General features: G+C 45.3%; 14 protein-coding genes, 2 tRNA genes and 3 rRNA genes. 3 read left to right on the top strand and 16 right to left on the bottom strand.

Annotated features, from left to right (window positions below):
* Window positions 1-54 precede the first annotated feature (54 nt).
* The 3 genes from B1K71_RS02455 to groES all read right to left on the bottom strand — a co-directional run bounded on the left by B1K71_RS02455 (window position 55) and on the right by groES (window position 2966).
* On the bottom strand, window positions 55-606 hold the full coding sequence (locus B1K71_RS02455) for an NADPH-dependent FMN reductase (protein ID WP_077324414.1): 552 nt from the start codon (window positions 604-606) through the stop codon (window positions 55-57).
* A 386-nt stretch (window positions 607-992) separates the two neighbouring features.
* The gene (gene groL, locus B1K71_RS02450) at window positions 993-2630 is read right to left on the bottom strand and encodes a chaperonin GroEL (protein WP_077324413.1); all 1638 of its coding nucleotides are present in this window, start codon (window positions 2628-2630) and stop codon (window positions 993-995) included.
* 51 nt (window positions 2631-2681) lie between these two features.
* Window positions 2682-2966 (bottom strand): co-chaperone GroES, encoded by a 285-nt coding sequence (groES, locus tag B1K71_RS02445; RefSeq protein WP_077324412.1) that lies wholly within the window; start codon window positions 2964-2966, stop codon window positions 2682-2684.
* Between the two features lie 337 nt (window positions 2967-3303).
* Here groES and B1K71_RS02440 point away from each other — a divergent pair, with 337 nt between their 5' ends.
* Together B1K71_RS02440 and B1K71_RS02435 are read left to right on the top strand one after the other, a co-directional pair.
* A complete protein-coding gene (locus B1K71_RS02440; RefSeq protein ID WP_077324411.1) occupies window positions 3304-4017 on the top strand; it encodes a CPBP family intramembrane glutamic endopeptidase in 714 nt (237 codons plus the stop codon).
* Between the two features lie 7 nt (window positions 4018-4024).
* Entirely contained in the window at window positions 4025-4222 is a 198-nt protein-coding gene (locus B1K71_RS02435) for a YdiK family protein (RefSeq protein WP_077324410.1), read from the top strand.
* Window positions 4223-4231: 9 nt separating this feature from the next.
* Here the strand turns inward: B1K71_RS02435 and B1K71_RS02430 are convergent, their stop codons facing one another.
* Both B1K71_RS02430 and moaC read right to left on the bottom strand, forming a co-directional pair.
* Window positions 4232-5641 carry an MDR family MFS transporter gene (locus tag B1K71_RS02430; RefSeq protein WP_077324409.1) on the bottom strand — a complete coding sequence of 470 codons (1410 nt, stop codon included), beginning with the start codon at window positions 5639-5641 and terminating at the stop codon, window positions 4232-4234.
* Between the two features lie 29 nt (window positions 5642-5670).
* A complete protein-coding gene (gene moaC / locus B1K71_RS02425; protein ID WP_077324408.1) occupies window positions 5671-6156 on the bottom strand; it encodes a cyclic pyranopterin monophosphate synthase MoaC in 486 nt (161 codons plus the stop codon).
* A 131-nt stretch (window positions 6157-6287) separates the two neighbouring features.
* On the opposite strand from moaC, the gene B1K71_RS02420 reads away from it, so the two are divergent.
* Entirely contained in the window at window positions 6288-8201 is a 1914-nt protein-coding gene (locus B1K71_RS02420; RefSeq protein WP_077324407.1) for an ABC-F family ATP-binding cassette domain-containing protein, read from the top strand.
* Between the two features lie 54 nt (window positions 8202-8255).
* Here B1K71_RS02420 and B1K71_RS02415 read toward each other — a convergent pair whose 3' ends face one another.
* The 11 genes from B1K71_RS02415 to B1K71_RS02360 form a co-directional block, all read right to left on the bottom strand.
* Window positions 8256-9425: an FtsW/RodA/SpoVE family cell cycle protein gene (locus B1K71_RS02415; protein ID WP_077324406.1), complete on the bottom strand. Its 1170-nt coding sequence runs from the start codon at window positions 9423-9425 to the stop codon at window positions 8256-8258.
* A 198-nt stretch (window positions 9426-9623) separates the two neighbouring features.
* A complete protein-coding gene (gene tsaD / locus B1K71_RS02410) occupies window positions 9624-10634 on the bottom strand; it encodes a tRNA (adenosine(37)-N6)-threonylcarbamoyltransferase complex transferase subunit TsaD (protein WP_077324405.1) in 1011 nt (336 codons plus the stop codon).
* Window positions 10631-11080, bottom strand: a complete 450-nt coding sequence (gene rimI, locus B1K71_RS02405) for a ribosomal protein S18-alanine N-acetyltransferase (protein ID WP_077324404.1) — start codon at window positions 11078-11080, stop codon at window positions 10631-10633. The genes tsaD and rimI overlap by 4 nt, the downstream gene beginning before the upstream one ends.
* Window positions 11073-11774: a tRNA (adenosine(37)-N6)-threonylcarbamoyltransferase complex dimerization subunit type 1 TsaB gene (tsaB, locus tag B1K71_RS02400; RefSeq protein WP_077324403.1), complete on the bottom strand. Its 702-nt coding sequence runs from the start codon at window positions 11772-11774 to the stop codon at window positions 11073-11075. The genes rimI and tsaB overlap by 8 nt, the downstream gene beginning before the upstream one ends.
* Before the next feature lie 22 nt (window positions 11775-11796).
* Window positions 11797-12252, bottom strand: coding sequence for a tRNA (adenosine(37)-N6)-threonylcarbamoyltransferase complex ATPase subunit type 1 TsaE (gene tsaE, locus B1K71_RS02395; protein ID WP_077324402.1), 456 nt, complete (start codon window positions 12250-12252; stop codon window positions 11797-11799).
* A gap of 84 nt (window positions 12253-12336) precedes the next feature.
* Window positions 12337-13320 carry a thiamine-phosphate kinase gene (gene thiL, locus B1K71_RS02390; protein WP_077324401.1) on the bottom strand — a complete coding sequence of 328 codons (984 nt, stop codon included), beginning with the start codon at window positions 13318-13320 and terminating at the stop codon, window positions 12337-12339.
* A 224-nt stretch (window positions 13321-13544) separates the two neighbouring features.
* Window positions 13545-13621 (bottom strand) — tRNA-Asp (locus B1K71_RS02380).
* A gap of 85 nt (window positions 13622-13706) precedes the next feature.
* A tRNA-Met gene (locus B1K71_RS02375) sits at window positions 13707-13783 on the bottom strand.
* A gap of 32 nt (window positions 13784-13815) precedes the next feature.
* Window positions 13816-13931: ribosomal RNA gene (rrf, locus tag B1K71_RS02370) — 5S ribosomal RNA — on the bottom strand.
* 133 nt (window positions 13932-14064) lie between these two features.
* Window positions 14065-16982: ribosomal RNA gene (locus B1K71_RS02365) — 23S ribosomal RNA — on the bottom strand.
* Window positions 16983-17276: 294 nt separating this feature from the next.
* Window positions 17277-18840, bottom strand: a 16S ribosomal RNA gene (locus B1K71_RS02360).
* The 16S, 23S and 5S rRNA genes sit together here with 2 tRNA genes alongside, the layout of an rRNA operon.
* Window positions 18841-18972 lie beyond the last annotated feature (132 nt).

Raw genomic sequence — 18972 nt, 5'->3', positions numbered from 1 at the left:
GTTTCCCCGCGCTTTATTTGATCGATTTTGCATATTTTGAGCATTTTCCATGCTTCAACGCTTCATTCGCTCATTGATACTATGCTGCAGAAACAAAATCTCATCAGCAAGATTTTGCAGCCTTTTGGCAACCAGATTATCGATAATTTCTTCACTTTCCAAACTGAAACAATCATTCTGAACAAAAACATTTCCTGTTGGGATTAGCCCTTTGAAATAGGAAAGGACAGGTTTCAGCTGATACTCGGTTACAAGAAAATGTTTTTCAGATAAGCCGGTTGCTACAATCCCGGTAACTTTATTTTTAAAAGCGTATTCCGGAAGGTGATCCAGCAGATTTTTTAATACTCCGGAGATGGAAGCTTGATAAATCGGTGTACCAAATACTAAACAGTCTGCAGACAAGATTTTGTCAGCCACCGGCCACGTATCATCATTAAAGTATGCAAGCGGGGATCCGTCAGCAAATGACAAATCATAATCCCTTAAATCAATTAGTTCAGTCTTCAATGATGGATCTATAAGCTCCGCAGCTGCAAGCACATCATAAACAGCCTGCGATGTTTTATTTCCAGCCAATGTTCCTGATACGCCAACTAACTTCAACATTACGCCCCCAGTTCCTATAATTTTTTAATGCTTATGTAATCATTATTCTAACATAAGAAATCGAAAGGGACAGAACTTTGACACTTTGGGGGGAAGATGGATAATTGGGCTGAATTCGTGGATATCGGCGTCATGGATATCTGTTTATGACAGCACCACCAAGACATTAGTTCATGTGAAATTTTTCCAAAAAGAGCACTCTATTACCTTGAAAGGGTGGAGACACTGACTCACAAACGACAACCTTTATAAGGAAAAAATGAAAAGAGACGCCTTCGCAAAAGTCAGTGACTTATACGAAAACGCCCTTTCCAAAGTAAAATCAAATGTTATTTTCGTGTTGCATATATTAGAAAACCTCTATAAGCTGTTAGGGGCGACTATTACATCATTCCCGGCATTCCGCCGCCCATTCCGCCCATATCAGGCATTCCGCCGCCTGCGTTATCTTCTTCAGGCAGGTCAGCTACAACTGCTTCTGTAGTCAGGAACATCGCTGCTACAGATGCTGCGTTTTGCAATGCTGAGCGGGTAACTTTTGTTGGGTCAACGATTCCTGCTTCGACCATGTTTACGAAGTCGCCTTCTGCAGCGTTGAAACCAACACCAACTTTTTCTCCTTTAAGACGTTCAACAATGATGGATCCTTCAAGACCGGCATTGTGTGCGATTTGACGTACTGGTTCTTCCAATGCACGAAGCACGATAGCTGCACCAGTTGCTTCGTCGCCAGTAAGTTTTAATTCGCCGATTTTGCTTAGTACGTTTACAAATGCCGTACCGCCACCGGAAACGATACCTTCTTCAACTGCAGCACGGGTTGAGTTCAGTGCATCTTCAATGCGAAGTTTGCGCTCTTTCAATTCCGTTTCGGTTGCAGCACCAACTTTGATGACTGCTACACCGCCTGCAAGTTTTGCAAGACGTTCCTGCAGTTTTTCTTTATCAAATTCAGAAGTAGTTTCTTCAGCTTGTGCGCGGATTTGAGTTACACGCTGGGAAATTGCTTCAGGATTTCCTGAACCTTCAACAATTGTTGTGTTATCCTTTGTAACAACAACTTTGTTGGCACGTCCAAGCTGCTCCATTGTAGCGCTCTTCAGATCTAGACCAAGATCTTCCGTGATTACTTCTGCACCGGTCAAGACAGCAATATCTTCAAGCATTGCTTTACGGCGGTCACCGAAACCTGGTGCTTTAACAGTTACAGCGTTAAATGTACCGCGAAGTTTGTTCAGTACCAGTGTAGCAAGTGCTTCGCCTTCCACATCTTCTGCAATCAACAGAAGCGGTTTGCCTTGCTGAACAACTTGTTCCAGTACAGGCAATACTTCTTGAATGTTGTTGATTTTCTTATCTGTAATCAGAATGTACGGATCTTCCAGAACAGCTTCCATTTTATCCTGGTCAGTAACCATGTACGGAGAAGCATATCCGCGGTCAAACTGCATACCTTCAACAACTTCCAATTCCGTGTTGAAGCCTTTTGATTCTTCAATTGTGATAACACCGTCATTACCTACGCGTTCCATTGCTTCTGAAATCAGGCTGCCCACTTCTTCGTCACCGGAAGAAACGGATGCAACTTGTGCAATAGACTCTTTGCTTTCGATAGGCTCTGAAATAGTTTTTAAGTCACTTACAGCTGCATCAACTGCTTTTTCAATTCCGCGGCGAATACCAACAGGATTAGCGCCTGATGTAACGTTTTTCAAACCTTCTGTAATCATTGATTGTGCCAGAACAGTTGCAGTGGTAGTACCGTCACCTGCAACATCGTTTGTTTTGGATGCTACTTCAGAAACAAGCTGTGCACCCATGTTTTCGAAATGGTCTTCCAGTTCAATTTCTTTGGCAATTGTGACACCATCATTTGTAATAAGTGGTGAGCCGAATTTTTTATCCAGAACGACATTGCGGCCTTTTGGTCCCAATGTTACTTTTACAGCGTTTGCCAGAGTATCTACACCGCGAAGCATTGCGCGGCGGCCATCTTCACTAAATTTAATTTCTTTAGCCATATGAAAGTATCCTCCTTATAATCAATTAAATTATTTATGCGACATCCATTGTTAGCCGATAACAGCTAAAATGTCATTTTCTCGAAGAATTAAGTATTCTGTTCCTTCATATTTCACTTCAGTTCCAGCGAATTTAGAGAATATAATGCGATCTCCCTCTTTTACTTCAAGAGCAACCTTTTCCCCATTGTCTGTAACCTTGCCGGAACCTGCTGCAACCACTTTACCTTCCTGTGGCTTTTCCTTTGCAGAGTCTGGAAGTACAATACCGCTTGCAGTTTTTTCTTCTTGTTCAACAAGCTCGATGACAACACGATCTCCTAGTGGCTTAATCATGTGACAACCTCCTTAATTCGTCTCATTTATTTTCATTGTTAGCACTCGAATACATTGAGTGCTAAACCCAATTATTATAATAAATAATTCCAATCCAAAATGCAAGCGTTGACTTTTAAATTTTGCAACTTTTCTTTTGTATGTTCATCTGAACCATTCTATTATAACGCACGTGCAAATTATGATAAAATATTTATCAAGGTTTTTCTTAACAGATTGGAAATAAAGCAACGAAGGCTTTCACCGCAATTTTTCAGGTGGCTGCCCAAGTTTTCTAATATCCAATAAATGAGCTGCATACACTATAGCAATCAATGGATTAAAAGGAGTCATAATTTTGACGAAACGATACTGGTACGTGATTTTAACATATATTGTAATGCAATTTTCCGGGATTTTGTTTATCCCGCTTCTGTATTTCATAACACCGTTCAGTAAACAGGAATCGATGGTTACCTGGACCATCATCAGTTTCCTGGTTGGACTTGTTATCATTCTGTTCCTTATGAAACCTGACATGAAAACAGCCTACACGCGGGACGCTTCATCAGCAGGTATGATGGCGGTATGGGTGATTACCGGAGTTATTATGGCATATCTTGCACAGGGACTGGCGGGAGTGATTGAATCCAATGTATTCGGCATCAGGCCTGGTTCACAAAACACGGAGGCAATTATGAGCATTGCCCGGGCAGCACCGGTATTTATGATCATTCCGGCCTTGATTGCGCCAATCATGGAGGAAATTATCTTCCGTAAAATCATCTTCGGGGTGCTTTATAAACGGACAAACTTCTTTCTGGCAGCGTTGTTATCATCATTTATTTTCGGCATTATCCATGGGGAACCGGAACATATTCTCATTTATGCATCAATGGGATTTGTGTTTGCGTTTCTGTATGTGCAAACGAAACGGATTATCGTGCCGATTCTGGTACATATGCTGCTGAATTCCATTTCCGTCATTGTGCAGTTCTCCCTTGATCCCGAGCAGATTGAACGTATGATCAAGCAGTCTGAACAGATGCAAATGATTTTAATTGGAGGCTGACGTTTTTATGAAGACTACACCAAAAATGATGTTTTTCATTTATTTTATATTGGGGCTTTTGTTTATGTTTGTTGCGACACGAAGCTCTGACGGTTCCATCTGGAATTTCACCACTATAATCCTGGCGGTAATTGCCACCCTTAACTTCGGTGTCAGTCTGCGAATGCTGATTATTCATTTCAAATTAAAAAAGAAGAACAAATAAGAGCAGTTACTATTGTGGACTGCTCTTTTTTAGTTCATCTACCCCTTTCATCACAAATGACACCGGAACCATAACCAGTATAAATGTTCCTGCAATCAGAAATGCTTCGTTCAATGCCTGCAGCGTGGCCTGCTGTTTAGCAATATCCAACGAAAAAAGCTGTGCCTGCCTGACTTCGTAATAAATTGAGAAAAAAACAATTCCAAACGATGAAAAAATCTGCCGGATCACATTGTTCATCGCAGACCCCTGTGCTACCTGATGATCAGGAATAGAATTCATTCCTGCTGTCGTTGCCGGCATATTGCACATCCCAAGTCCGGCACTGCGAAGGCAGTTTAACACAAGAATCAGCCAAAATGACGTTGAAAGTGTATTAAAACCAAGGGATAGTGTGAACCCTCCCAAAATCACCAGACCAATAGGTACAACGTATTTTGGTCCCTTTTTATCCAAAAGCTTCCCCCCAAACGACATGGACACACCACTCAACAGAGCGGCAGGCAGGAATAACAGCCCGGTTTGGATTTCACTTAAACCATACACTTCCTGGATCAGAAGCGGGAGCAGGAAAATACCGGAAAATAAACCAATTGATGCTGTTGCGGTAACCGCAATTGATACGGAATACGTCGGAATCCGGAAAATGGACAAATCCAAAAGAGGCTGCTTCAGCTTCCCTTCATATCTGACAAAGGCAATAATCAAAACAGCACCGGCCGCAAGCAAACATATGCTCATTGGTGACAACAGCAGTTCCAAAGTTGATCCGCGACCCAAAGCATATAAGATTGATGCAATCCCGGAGGTAATCAAAATAAAGCCAACAAGATCAAATTTCAGGCTGCGGTTCGTTTCCGTCGTTGATAAAAATTTTATCGACAAAAAAATACCTGTAATGGCAAACGGGATATTAACCAGGAACAAAAACGGCCAAGGCAAATAGCCAATCACTATACCGCCTATGGTTGGTCCGATTGCCGGTGCAACCATCGCTGCCACACCGTATATCCCAACCGCCAGACCGCGTTCATTCTTCGGGAATGCGTTGAAAATCAATGCCATGGCAATCGGCATCATCAAACCACCGGCTGTTCCCTGAATAGCACGTGATATAATCACCGTTACCAAGTTGGATGACAATGCACCGGATATCGAACCGATCATAAAGATAATCAACCCGATGATATATATTTTCTTTTTTCCGAACCGGTCACCCAAATAGCCAGTCAATGGCATAGTTGTCCCCATCGCAACCATAAAAATGGTCAAAATCCAGCTGATTGCCACCGCATCCGCATGGAAAATATCCATCAGCGTCGGAAGTGTTGGATTCAGCATGCTATTATTTAAAATGACTGTGAACGTTCCAAAAAGCACGGACATTACAACGAGCCATTTATGATCGATTTTTTTCATATGTATTCCCCCATTACGTCATACCGGGCTTAGTTTTCTTTAAAGTAATCACCGGATTTCCCGCCCTGTTTGGACAGCAAATATGTTTGTCCGATAACCATGCCTTTATCAACCGCTTTGCACATATCATAAATCGTCAGTACAGTTGCAGAGGCAGCTGTCAGTGCTTCCATTTCCACCCCGGTACTGCCTTTTGTTTTGACAAATGCCTGGATCTTAAGCTCATAATGTTCATTTTCCACTTTCCAGTCAAATGAAATATCGATGCCTTTTAACTGGAGCGGATGGCACATTGGAATCCAGTCAGACGTATTTTTGGCAGCCATAATGCCCGCAACCTGGGCAACTGGCAGCACATCTCCTTTTTGGATGTCACGGGAATTAATTTTTTCATAGATTTCTTTTGTAACAATGATGCTTGAAGCAGCAACAGCGGTTCGTTCGGTTTCACCTTTCTCACTGATATCCACCATTTTTGCCCTGCCCTGTTTATTGAAATGTGTAAACTCTCCCATATGATCAACTCCATTAACGATACATTTTTATCTATCTTATCAGAAACCATTCACAAGTAATAATTTGCAATCCAATAGTATTGCCCCTCCTGTTCCATGTAAGGTACACTAATGGGGAACGAGGTGACATAATGATTATCATGCAGTTAAACAATTTATCAAAGTCTTTTGGAGCAGAAACCATACTATCTAATATAAAACTGGAAATCAAAGAAAGGGACCGGATTGCAATTGTTGGCAGAAATGGCGCCGGAAAATCGACCCTGTTAAAAATCATGGCCGATGAACTGTCCCATGATGAAGGTGAAATATTTAAGCCAAAAGGTCTCACTACCGGTTATTTGTCTCAGCATACGGGTCTCGAATCAGATAAATCAATCTGGGATGAGATGGCCGGTGTATTCGATAACCTTAAACAGCAGGAGAAGGCATTACGGGAAATGGAGAAAAAAATGGAAAATGTCTCTGCCTTTTCGGAAACGGAATATGAACAACTTCTGCTGGACTACGATAAAAAACAACAGGCATTTGATGCTGAAGGCGGCTACCGTTATGAAGCAGAGATAAAATCTGTATTGAATGGCCTGCATTTTCAGGACTACGATTACGACACGCTAATCACAGAATTAAGCGGCGGACAGAAAACGCGTTTGGCACTTGGGAAACTTTTGTTAAACAAACCGGATCTGCTGATTTTGGATGAGCCGACAAACCACTTGGATATCGATACGCTGACATGGCTGGAAAGCTATCTGTCGGGATATCCCGGGTCTGTTGTTATCGTCTCCCATGACCGGTATTTTCTGGATAAGACAGCTTCGATAGTCTACGAAGTATCCCGTCATAAGGCCAAAAAATATATTGGCAGCTACAGCAAGTTTCTGGAGCAAAAGGCAGCCGATTTTCAGAAAGAAATGAAAGAATACGAGAAGCAACAGACCGAAATTAAAAAAATGGAAGACTTCATCCAAAAAAATATTGTACGGGCATCCACAACCAAGCGGGCACAGAGCAGGCGCAAACAGCTTGAGAAAATGGAAAAACTGGACAAACCAAAAGGTGATGAATCATCCGCATCATTTTCCTTCCAGACTAGTAAACGCAGCGGGAATGATGTGTTGAAAATAGACCATCTGGGATTTCGGTATGATACGAATCCAATTTTTCGGGATGTTACATTTAACGTCAATCGCGGAGAACGGATTGCCTTAGTCGGTCCTAACGGTGTTGGAAAAACAACACTGTTAAAAGCAATTCTTGGGCGGCTAAACCCATTTGAAGGCACTATTCAACTCGGCACCAATGTGGAAATCGGGTACTACGACCAGGAACAGCAGAATATATCATCCAATAAAACAATTCTAGATGAACTGTGGGACGAGCATCCGATGGTGAATGAAAAGGATATCCGCACGGTTCTTGGTAACTTTTTATTCAGTGGGGATGATGTGCTGAAAAATGTTCACGCGCTCAGCGGTGGTGAAAAAGCACGTCTTTCATTAGCTAAACTGATGATGCAAAAAGCAAATTTACTGGTATTGGACGAACCGACAAACCATTTGGATATTGATAGTAAAGAAGTACTCGAAGCGGCATTAATGGATTTCCCGGGCACCATCATCTTTGTTTCACACGACCGGTATTTCATTAATAAAATTACTGATCAAGTTGTGGAAATGCAACAGGATGGGGCCACCGTCTTTTTAGGGGATTACGACTATTATGTTGAGAAAAAACAGGAAGAACAGGAACTTGCCAGACTGCAGGAGGAAGAAATACTTGTGCAAAAGCAAGCGGATCGGAAAACCAATTTTAAGGAAGAAAAAGTGATTCGCAGTGAAGAGCGGAAGCGAAAACGTCAAATTGACAGTCTGGAACAGTCCATTGAACAACTGGAAAGTAAGCTGGCTGAGGCTGAACAAAAAATGACGGAGCCTGAAGTTTTTCAGGACCACGAAAAAGTCCTCGAACTGACGAAACACTCCAGTGAACTAAAGCAAAAAATCGAACAGCTAATGGAAGAATGGACAGCATTACAGGAATAGTGGTAAAAATATGAAACCCCCGGCCGGAAAAGATTCCGACCGGGGGTTTTTGTATTAAAATAAATAATCCTGTTGAATAGTATATTCTACTGCGACACGGTAAACGAGACCGAGTCCGATCATTGTCGCCAGTATTGAACTTCCGCCATAGCTGATTAACAAGAGCGGAATCCCGGTAATTGGCATAATTCCAATCGTCATTGCGATATTTTGGAAAGTGTGGATAAGTAAAATACTCATAAACCCAAAGCTTACATACGCCCCGAATGAAGAGTACCCTGAAATGTTTAAACCAAGCGTAACCAGCTTATACATCAGGAGAAAATATAAGAAAATAACCCCTGCCGTCCCAAGAAATCCGAAGCTTTCACCAATGACTGAAAAAATAAAATCAGTATGTGCCTCCGGTGTTCCAACTTCCAAATTATCCATTCCTTTACCGAGCAGCTGTCCTGATCCCAATGCCAGCATTGACTTATCCACATGATACGTATCATCCTCACCCTGTTCGTCAGGATTTATCCACGTCATAATACGGTCAATCTGATATGGATCTAGTCCAAGGGTGTCCTGCGAAATTTCCGGGAAATTAATAATAAGCGCCAATGCTCCGCCTGCTAAAAGGGAGATTGACAATACCAGTCCGGCAATTATTTTCCAGTCAATGCCTGCAAGCAGTACAAGCATAGCTGCAAAAAAGATGTAAACCATCGATGTACCAAAGTCCGGCTGCATCATAATTAACAGTACAGGAACCCCTGTGAAAAATGCTATTTTCAGTAACAGCATTATATCGCTTTTTATCGTGGTGACAGTATATTTTTCCTTATGGCTGCTGATGACTGCAGCGAGATATAGAATTGTCGTCATTTTCGTGAATTCCGATGGCTGCATGGACAATCCGGGCAAGGTAAACCAGCTTTGCTGTCCCTTAATAACCGGGGCAATACTTGGCGGACTGATAAGCAGAATCACCAGCACAAATATGCCAATTCCGTAGATAAGCAGACTTGCTTTATAAAGCTGATCAAGGTCAAAAAGCAGAATAAATGCCGCTGCAATCATACCTGCTGCAAACCAGGCAAGCTGCTTCACTACAAATGAATCCCCATCAAATTGGGGGAGCTGCTGTGCATTATAAATAGATAATAAACTTACACAAATAAATAGCGTAAGCAATACCAAAAAGTCTGTTTGTATATAATAGGATTGTTGTTTTGACATAACTGATCCCCAATTTCTTCATAAGTTATTCAGATAATCCACAGACATATACACAAGTGAATTGCTTTTTTAACGTTTATCCCAAAAGTTATACACAATATCCACAGTTATCCACTAAGTTGTGCACATTTTTTGTCCACATGGGGATTTCTTTACGGTATTGTTTTCGCAATAATTATCCACCCCCTTGTGGATAAATTATCTTAACATCAGAGATGGGTTGGCATTCAGATCCAAGCCGGATCTATTTCCCTGTTCATATGCAATAAATCCTGCTGCTGCAATCATAGCAGCATTATCTGTACACAGCTTCAAAGGCGGGATTAAAAGCGGAATATCCGTATCGGCGAATTTATTGCCAAGTTCTGCACGGAGTCCCTTATTAGCTGCAACCCCTCCGGCAACAATAACCTGTTTTACATTATACTTTTTAGCTGCCTCTACTGTTTTGGTGCTAAGCACATCCGTTACACTGGCCTGAAAGCTGGCAGCAACATCTTCAGGTTTTAATGTTTCGCCGCGCTGTTTTGCATTGTGCAATTTGTTAATAACTGCTGATTTTAATCCACTAAAACTGAAATCAAAACTGTTTTCTTCCAGCCATGCACGTGGAAAATCAATCGTTTCCTCCCCTTTGGCGGCCAGTTTATCCACATGCGGACCACCCGGATATGGTAAATCAAGCATTCTAGCCACTTTATCATACGCCTCGCCCGCAGCATCATCACGAGTTTCACCAATTACTTCAAAATGGCCATGCTCCTTCATAAGGACAAGCTCAGTATGACCTCCCGATACAATCAGCGCCATAAGCGGGAAGTCGAATTCCTTTTCCAATCGATTGGCGTAAATATGCCCGGCAATGTGATGAACCCCGACTAATGGCTTTTGTTTGACAAATGCAAGTGCTTTCGCTGCATTAACACCAATTAACAGTGCACCGACTAGTCCGGGACCTTCCGTAACTGCAATCGCATCAATCTCATCCCACGTCAGTCCTGATTCAGCAAGTGCTTCTTCCAGAACAATCGTTATTTGTTCCACATGATGTCGGGACGCAATTTCCGGGACAACCCCACCAAACCGTTTATGGCTGTCAATTTGTGAAGCCACGACATTAGAAATAACTTCCTGGCCATTTTTAACGACGGCGGCCGCTGTTTCATCACAACTCGTTTCTATTCCAAGGATATACGTATCTTTTTTCATGATAAATTCACCCACATTACAATAGCATCTTCTTGATTATCTGTGTAATAGTTTTTTCGGATGCCGCCGGGGACAAGACCGAATTTCCGATACATCCGCTGTGCGGGAATATTCGATTCACGCACTTCCAGTGACATCCGCTTCGCTCCCATTAATACGGCCTGTTTCATCATATGATAAAATAATTTCTGCCCATATTTTTGCCCGCGATGCTCCGGAGATATTGCTATATTGGTAATCTGTGCATCATCGATTACCAGCCACATTCCGGCATACCCGACAATTTTCCCATCTGCAACTGCCACATAGTAATGGGCGTAGTGGTTATTCGCAATCTCCTGATGAAAAATATCTTCCGGCCATGGCGCATCATATGAGGCTGTCTCCACTAACATAACATCACTCGTATCTGAAAGTTTCATATCACGCAAGACAAGCTCAATCATACTCCTGTTTTCCCTTCCGCGCCTTCAGCCAGTTTGCCTCCGCTTCAGCAAGACGAATATAATTCGGTACCAGTGCATGCGTTTCTTCCGGTTGTTTATCCAGTCCGGCAAATGCTAAATGAACCGGATTTGGTAAATGTGATGCTCCATCCGGAATCAACGCCCGGTCTCCCAAGTGCTTTATAATTTTCTCCTCATGCAGTTGGATATCCTGACTAAGAAACATAATATCAGCATTGGGCAGTTGTTGCAGCCAATCTTCCATGAGGATATTTTGTTCTTCCTGTACAGGGGTTATTTTTTTGTTTTTCCAAGCGTAAAGACCGGTATATACCAATCCGCGCCGTGCATCAAAAAATGGACAGATAAATGTATCAGAAAAGCGTCCTTGATAAGCGAGCACCTCAAGGCTGGACACGCCAACGACCGGTATGTTCAAAGCCCAAGCCATCGATTTGGCTGTCGTAAGCCCGATACGCACGCCAGTATAAGACCCCGGTCCCTTGGCTGTAACAATTTTATCCAGCTGATCCGGCTTCATATTCACTTCCTGCATCAATTGATTGATTGCAGGCATCAGTCGGACCGAATGATTTTTTTTGATATTGGTAACTATCTCCCCCAGCAATTGTCCATCCTTAAGCAAGGCAATGCCCAATATCTGATTTGATGTGTCTATAGCAAGTACATTCATTGTATTGTGTTACTCCTTACGTTTAACCGGTTATTTCGGCAGTAATCGCTTCATAATGAACCCCATTCGGAAAAAACTCAAGCTTTCTTGTCCGTTCATCCACATGGGTCAGTTTGATATTCAGCCGTTCGGGCGGCAAAAATTCCTCAATAAAATGCGCCCATTCCACGACAGATACCCCGTCGCCGTGAAAGTATTCCTCAAACCCGATATCTTCATCTGAATCTTCCAGTCGGTATACATCCATATGATAAAAAGGTATTTGCCCTTCATACTCTTTTATAATCGTATATGTAGGACTGTTAACATTTCGTTTCACGCCAAGCCCAATGGCAATACCTTTAGCAAAAGCAGTTTTCCCCGCCCCGAGATCACCTTCCAATGTTATGACATCACCCGGTTTCAACAATAATGCCAGCCGCCCAGCAACCTGCATTGTTTCTTCAGCGGAGTGTGTTTCAAGTTGATGCGAATTCATTTCTTCACCTACTTTTAGAAAACTTGGCTGTCACCAAGCTTTTAGGTGACGACCTTAGTTGCACTTATGCAAAACAGAGAAGTATTATTCCTTCTCATCTGCCAAGTGTGTATAGCCTTTTTTATCCAAACGATGTTTCTGTTTATTCGAATCAATAATAAATACGTTGTTCGCCTGTGATTTACTTCGCTCCACAAAACCAACACGGGCCAGTGGTGTTTCCGTTTTTTTAGCAATTTCAATCATTCGATCCCATTCAGTTGGTGAAACTGTTCCTGCCAGTTCAAAGTCCTCTCCGCCAAACAGCTTCCATTCATACTGCTGCTCCCGGGAAAATTGCCGGAACGGATCACTTGTCGGAATCTTTTCTTCATAAAGAACAATATCCACATTTGAAGCTTCTGCGATTTCTGCCGCCTCATTGGCAATCCCGTCGCTAATATCATTTAAAGCAACCCGTTTCAGTGACGATAATCGGGACGCAAAATCGACCCTTGGCAGCGGCATACGATGTCGGTTATAAAAATACGCTTCATTTTTATATGTACCAGGATTGGTCAACATATGAAAACCTGCTCGGGAATCACCAAGTGTTCCAGTCACAAAAACAATATCGTTTTCCGATGCTGTACTGCGATATCTGGCCTTGTTCGTGGTTGTATATCCAATCACCGTAACGGAAATAGATAAAGCCGGGCCTGAAACAGTATCCCCGCCTATCAGATCCATATGATGCCGGGCAGCCATTGTCTTCATTCCATCGTATATTCCTTCCAGTTCATCCTGCGACCATGACTTTGGAATTACCATCGAAACAAGATAAAATGCCGGTGTTGCCCCCATGGCAGCCAAATCACTTACATTAGCTGCAACAGAACGAAAACCAACATGGAACGGCGACATCGTGGCTCTTGCAAAATGCACATCCTCCACAAACGTATCCACCGCTGTAATAATGTCCTGAGACGTCTGTCGGAAAACGGCCGCATCATCCCCAATACCTTTTACAATCGAAGACTGCCTATACATATGCTGCTTTATTGAATTTATAAAAGAAAACTCATCCATCATATCCACCACTTTTATTCATAACTATGTACATGATAGCAAAAAGCAATCGAAAAGAAAAAAATAAACCAAATCCCGCGTCAAGACTATTCAATAAAATTCGGGTGGTACCAGTCACCTTTTCGAAATAACGAAAAGCCGCACCTAAAATAATAGGAAGCGGCTTAAGAATTTTCAATGGTATTAAAAAAACATGTCTCCTGTCTGGAGCATGCACTATTTAATGGCGGTCCGGACGGGACTCGAACCCGCGACCTCCTGCGTGACAGGCAGGCATTCTAACCAGCTGAACTACCGGACCAAACTTATGAAAATGTTTTTTGCTACGACTGTTTTGAAATAATTGTTCAGCACAGCTAGTTATTATATTGGACCTCTATATAATTTGGTTGCGGGGGCAAGATTTGAACTTGCGACCTTTGGGTTATGAGCCCAACGAGCTACCAGACTGCTCCACCCCGCGATATGAAATAGCAATATTATTAAAGTCATCAAGCCTGGCGGCGTCCTACTCTTGCAGGGGCAAAGCCCCAACTACCATCGGCGCTGGAGAGCTTAACTGCTGTGTTCGGCATGGGAACAGGTGTGACCTCTCCGCTATTGCTACCAGACCTTCAGACATGTCCTGTTTAATTGGAAGGACAAGATATATTATATGCATTTCTTGTCGGAAATGCAAGAGGTTTTAAAAATTTTATACCTCAAAAACTGAATAAGCGTACTTGCAACGGTTCATCAAAAGATATAGTTAAGTCCTCGATCGATTAGTATCCGTCAGCTCCACGTGTCACCACGCTTCCACCTCGGACCTATCAACCTCATCGTCTCTGAGGGATCTTACTCACTCGAAGTGATGGGAAGTCTCATCTTGAGGGGGGCTTCATGCTTAGATGCTTTCAGCACTTATCCTGACCACACGTAGCTACCCAGCCATGCTCCTGGCGGAACAACTGGTACACCAGCGGTGTGTCCATCCCGGTCCTCTCGTACTAAGGACAGCTCCTCTCAAACTTCCTGCGCCCACGACGGATAGGGACCGAACTGTCTCACGACGTTCTGAACCCAGCTCGCGTACCGCTTTAATGGGCGAACAGCCCAACCCTTGGGACCGACTACAGCCCCAGGATGCGATGAGCCGACATCGAGGTGCCAAACCTCCCCGTCGATGTGAACTCTTGGGGGAGATAAGCCTGTTATCCCCGGGGTAGCTTTTATCCGTTGAGCGATGGCCCTTCCATGCGGAACCACCGGATCACTAAGCCCGACTTTCGTCCCTGCTCGACTTGTAGGTCTCGCAGTCAAGCTCCCTTCTGCCTTTACACTCATGCGAATGATTTCCAACCATTCTGAGGGAACCTTTGGGCGCCTCCGTTACCTTTTGGGAGGCGACCGCCCCAGTCAAACTGCCCGCCTGACACTGTCTCCGGACCGGATCACGGCCCTGGGTTAGAAGGTCCGTACAGCCAGGGTGGTATCCCACGGATGCCTCCGCCGAAGCTGGCGCTCCGGTTTCGATGGCTCCCACCTATCCTGTACAAGCTGTACCAACATTCAATATCAGGCTACAGTAAAGCTCCACGGGGTCTTTCCGTCCTGTCGCGGGTAATGTGCATCTTCACACATCGTATAATTTCACCGGGTCTCTCGTTGAGACAGTGCCCAAGTCGTTGCACCTTTCGTGCGGGTCGGAACTTACCCGACAAGGAATTTCGCTACCTTAGGACCGTTATAGTTACGGCCGCCGTTTACTGGGGCTTCGGTTCTACGCTTCGGCTTGCGCCTAACGCTTCCCCTTAACCTTCCAGCACCGGGCAGGTGTCAGCCCCTATACTTCGCCTTTCGGCTTCGCAGAGACCTGTGTTTTTGCTAAACAGTCGCTTGGGCCTATTCACTGCGGCTCACTCGTAAGCAAGCACCCCTTCTCCCGAAGTTACGGGGTCATTTTGCCGAGTTCCTTAACGAGAGTTCTCCCGCTCACCTTAGGATTCTCTCCTCGCCTACCTGTGTCGGTTTGCGGTACGGGCACCTATGAACTCACTAGAGGCTTTTCTTGGCAGTGTGGATGCAGGAACTTCGGTACTCTATTTCCCTCCCCATCACAGCTCAGCATTGTTGGACGGATTTGCCTATCCAACTGCCTTACTGCTTGGACGCACACGTCCATCGGTGCGCTTTCCTTCTCCTCCTGCGTCCCCCCGTCATTCAAACGTTCATGAGGTGGTACAGGAATATCGACCTGTTGTCCATCGCCTACGCCTTTCGGCCTCGGCTTAGGTCCCGACTAACCCTGAGAGGACGAGCCTTCCTCAGGAAACCTTAGGCTTTCGGTGAAAGAGATTCTCACTCTTTTTTCGCTACTCATACCGGCATTCTCACTTCCAGATGCTCCACCAGTCCTCACGGTCTGACTTCACAGCGTCTGGAACGCTCTCCTACCACTGTTCGTAAGAACAATCCGCAGCTTCGGTGATACGTTTAGCCCCGGTACATTTTCGGCGCAGCGTCACTCGACCAGTGAGCTATTACGCACTCTTTAAATGATGGCTGCTTCTAAGCCAACATCCTGGTTGTCTGGGCAACGCCACATCCTTTTCCACTTAACGTATACTTTGGGACCTTAGCTGGCGGTCTGGGCTGTTTCCCTTTCGACTATGAACCTTATCACCCATAGTCTGACTCCCAAGGCTGCGTAACCGGCATTCGGAGTTTGACTGAATTCGGTAACCCGGTGAGGGCCCCTAGTCCAATCAGTGCTCTACCTCCGGTACACATTCCTTGAGGCTAGCCCTAAAGCTATTTCGGAGAGAACCAGCTATCTCCGTGTTCGATTGGCATTTCACCCCTACCCACACCTCATCCCCGCATTTTTCAACATACGTGGGTTCGGGCCTCCAGTCAGTGTTACCTGACCTTCACCCTGGACATGGGTAGATCACACGGTTTCGGGTCTGCGACCGTATACTCATGCGCCCTGTTCAGACTCGCTTTCGCTGCGGCTCCGTGTCTTCCACTTAACCTTGCATACGATCGTAACTCGCCGGTCCATTCTACAAAAGGTACGCCGTCACCCATTAACGGGCTTCGACTACTTGTAGGCACACGGTTTCAGGTTCTATTTCACTCCCCTTCCGGGGTGCTTTTCACCTTTCCCTCACGGTACTGGTTCACTATCGGTCACTGGGGAGTATTTAGCCTTGGGAGATGGTCCTCCCGGATTCCGACGGAATTCCTCGTGTTCCGCCGTACTCAGGATCCACTCCGGAGGAAACACACTTTCGACTACAGGGCTCTTACCTTCTTCGGCCGGCCATTCCAGGCCGATTCGTCTAATGTGTTTCTTGGTAACTCCAATGGAGTGTCCTACAACCCCAGAAAGCAAGCTTTCTGGTTTGGGCTGTTTCCGTTTCGCTCGCCGCTACTTGGGAAATCGCGTTTGCTTTCTCTTCCTCCGGGTACTGAGATGTTTCAGTTCCCCGGGTATGCCTCGCCTATCCTATGTATTCAGATAAGCGTTCTGTTCCATTACGAACAGCGGGTTTCCCCATTCGGAAATCCCTGGATCGAAGTCTACTTACGACTCCCCAGGGCATATCGGTGTTAGTCCCGTCCTTCATCGGCTCCCAGTGCCAAGGCATTCACCGTGCGCCCTTCTTCACTTAACTATGAATTAGCGTACTTTATCTTCGCCTTCGCTTTTGATTTGATGTCGTTGATTACTCTTATTCAGTTTTCAAGGTACAAAGAAGAGAGATTTACTCCCTCAAAACTGAACCAAACAACCAAGTATGCCTTCCGTATAGTCCAGCTCCGGCGCCTATCGACTAGCAGACTTCCCGCTTCCTCCTACGATAAATCAACATCGACTCACGTTGTTCGTCGTGTTTCTTTTATCTCGTCAGAAGCAGTCCAGTCTGTACGTCGATAAACAGGCGCCTGCGCTTTCACATAATCCTTAGAAAGGAGGTGATCCAGCCGCACCTTCCGATACGGCTACCTTGTTACGACTTCACCCCAATCATTGGCCCCACCTTCGGCGGCTGGCTCCAAAAGGTTACCTCACCGACTTCGGGTGTTGCCAACTCTCGTGGTGTGACGGGCGGTGTGTACAAGGCCCGGGAACGTATTCACCGCGGCATGCTGATCCGCGATTACTAGCGATTCCGGCTTCATGCAGGCGAGTTGCAGCCTGCAATCCGAACTGAGAATGGTTTTATGGGATTTGCTGCACCTTGCGGCTTCGCTGCCCTTTGTTCCATCCATTGTAGCACGTGTGTAGCCCAGGTCATAAGGGGCATGATGATTTGACGTCATCCCCACCTTCCTCCGGTTTGTCACCGGCAGTCACCTTAGAGTGCCCAACCTAATGCTGGCAACTAAGATCAAGGGTTGCGCTCGTTGCGGGACTTAACCCAACATCTCACGACACGAGCTGACGACAACCATGCACCACCTGTCACTCTGTCCCCGAAGGGAACACGCTGTCTCCAGCGCTGGCAGAGGATGTCAAGACCTGGTAAGGTTCTTCGCGTTGCTTCGAATTAAACCACATGCTCCACCGCTTGTGCGGGCCCCCGTCAATTCTTTTGAGTTTCAGCCTTGCGGCCGTACTCCCCAGGCGGAGTGCTTAATGCGTTAACTGCAGCACTAAGGGGCGGAAACCCCCTAACACCTAGCACTCATCGTTTACGGCGTGGACTACCAGGGTATCTAATCCTGTTCGCTCCCCACGCTTTCGCTCCTCAGCGTCAGTTACAGACCAGAGAGTCGCCTTCGCCACTGGTGTTCCTCCACATCTCTACGCATTTCACCGCTACACGTGGAATTCCACTCTCCTCTTCTGTACTCAAGTCCTCCAGTTTCCAATGACCATTCGCGGTTGAGCCGCGAGATTTCACATCAGACTTAAAAGACCGCCTGCGAGCGCTTTACGCCCAATAATTCCGGACAACGCTTGCCCCCTACGTATTACCGCGGCTGCTGGCACGTAGTTAGCCGGGGCTTTCTGGTCAGGTACCGTCACGGTACCGCCTTATTCAAACGGTACTTGTTCTTCCCTGACAACAGAGTTTTACGATCCGAAAACCTTCATCACTCACGCGGCGTTGCACCGTCAGACTTTCGTCCATTGCGGATGATTCCCTACTGCTGCCTCCCGTAGGAGTCTGGGCCGTGTCTCAGTCCCAGTGTGGCCGATCACCCTCTCAGGTCGGCTACGCATCGTTGCCTTGGTAAGCTCTTACCCCACCAACTAGCTAATGCGCCGCGGGCCCATCTGTAAGTGACAGCTAAAAGCCGCCTTTCATCACGTCACCATGCGGTGATGCGCTTCATTCGGTATTAGCCCCGGTTTCCCGGAGTTATCCCAATCTTACAGGCAGGTTGCCCACGTGTTACTCACCCGTCCGCCGCTCGTTCCACAGACTTCCACCCGAAGGCTTCCGTCTGCTTCCCGCGCTCGACTTGCATGTATTAGGCACGCCGCCAGCGTTCGTCCTGAGCCAAGATCAAACTCTCCAAAAGTTTGTCTATGATTGACACCAATCAACCATAGGTTTAAGTCTTAGCTTTTAAAATTGAATCTAGGGAAAAAGCATTTGCTTTTATCCTGTTTCTAATCCAGCTCCGGCGCTCAGCGACTAGCGAGACTTCCTA

The sequence above is a fragment of the Virgibacillus siamensis genome (assembly GCF_900162695.1).
In the GTDB taxonomy this organism is placed as follows: Bacteria; Bacillota; Bacilli; order Bacillales; family Amphibacillaceae; genus Lentibacillus; species Lentibacillus siamensis_A.
Note: the sequence above shows the minus strand (reverse complement) of the source record. Positions and strands in the feature narration are given on the sequence as shown.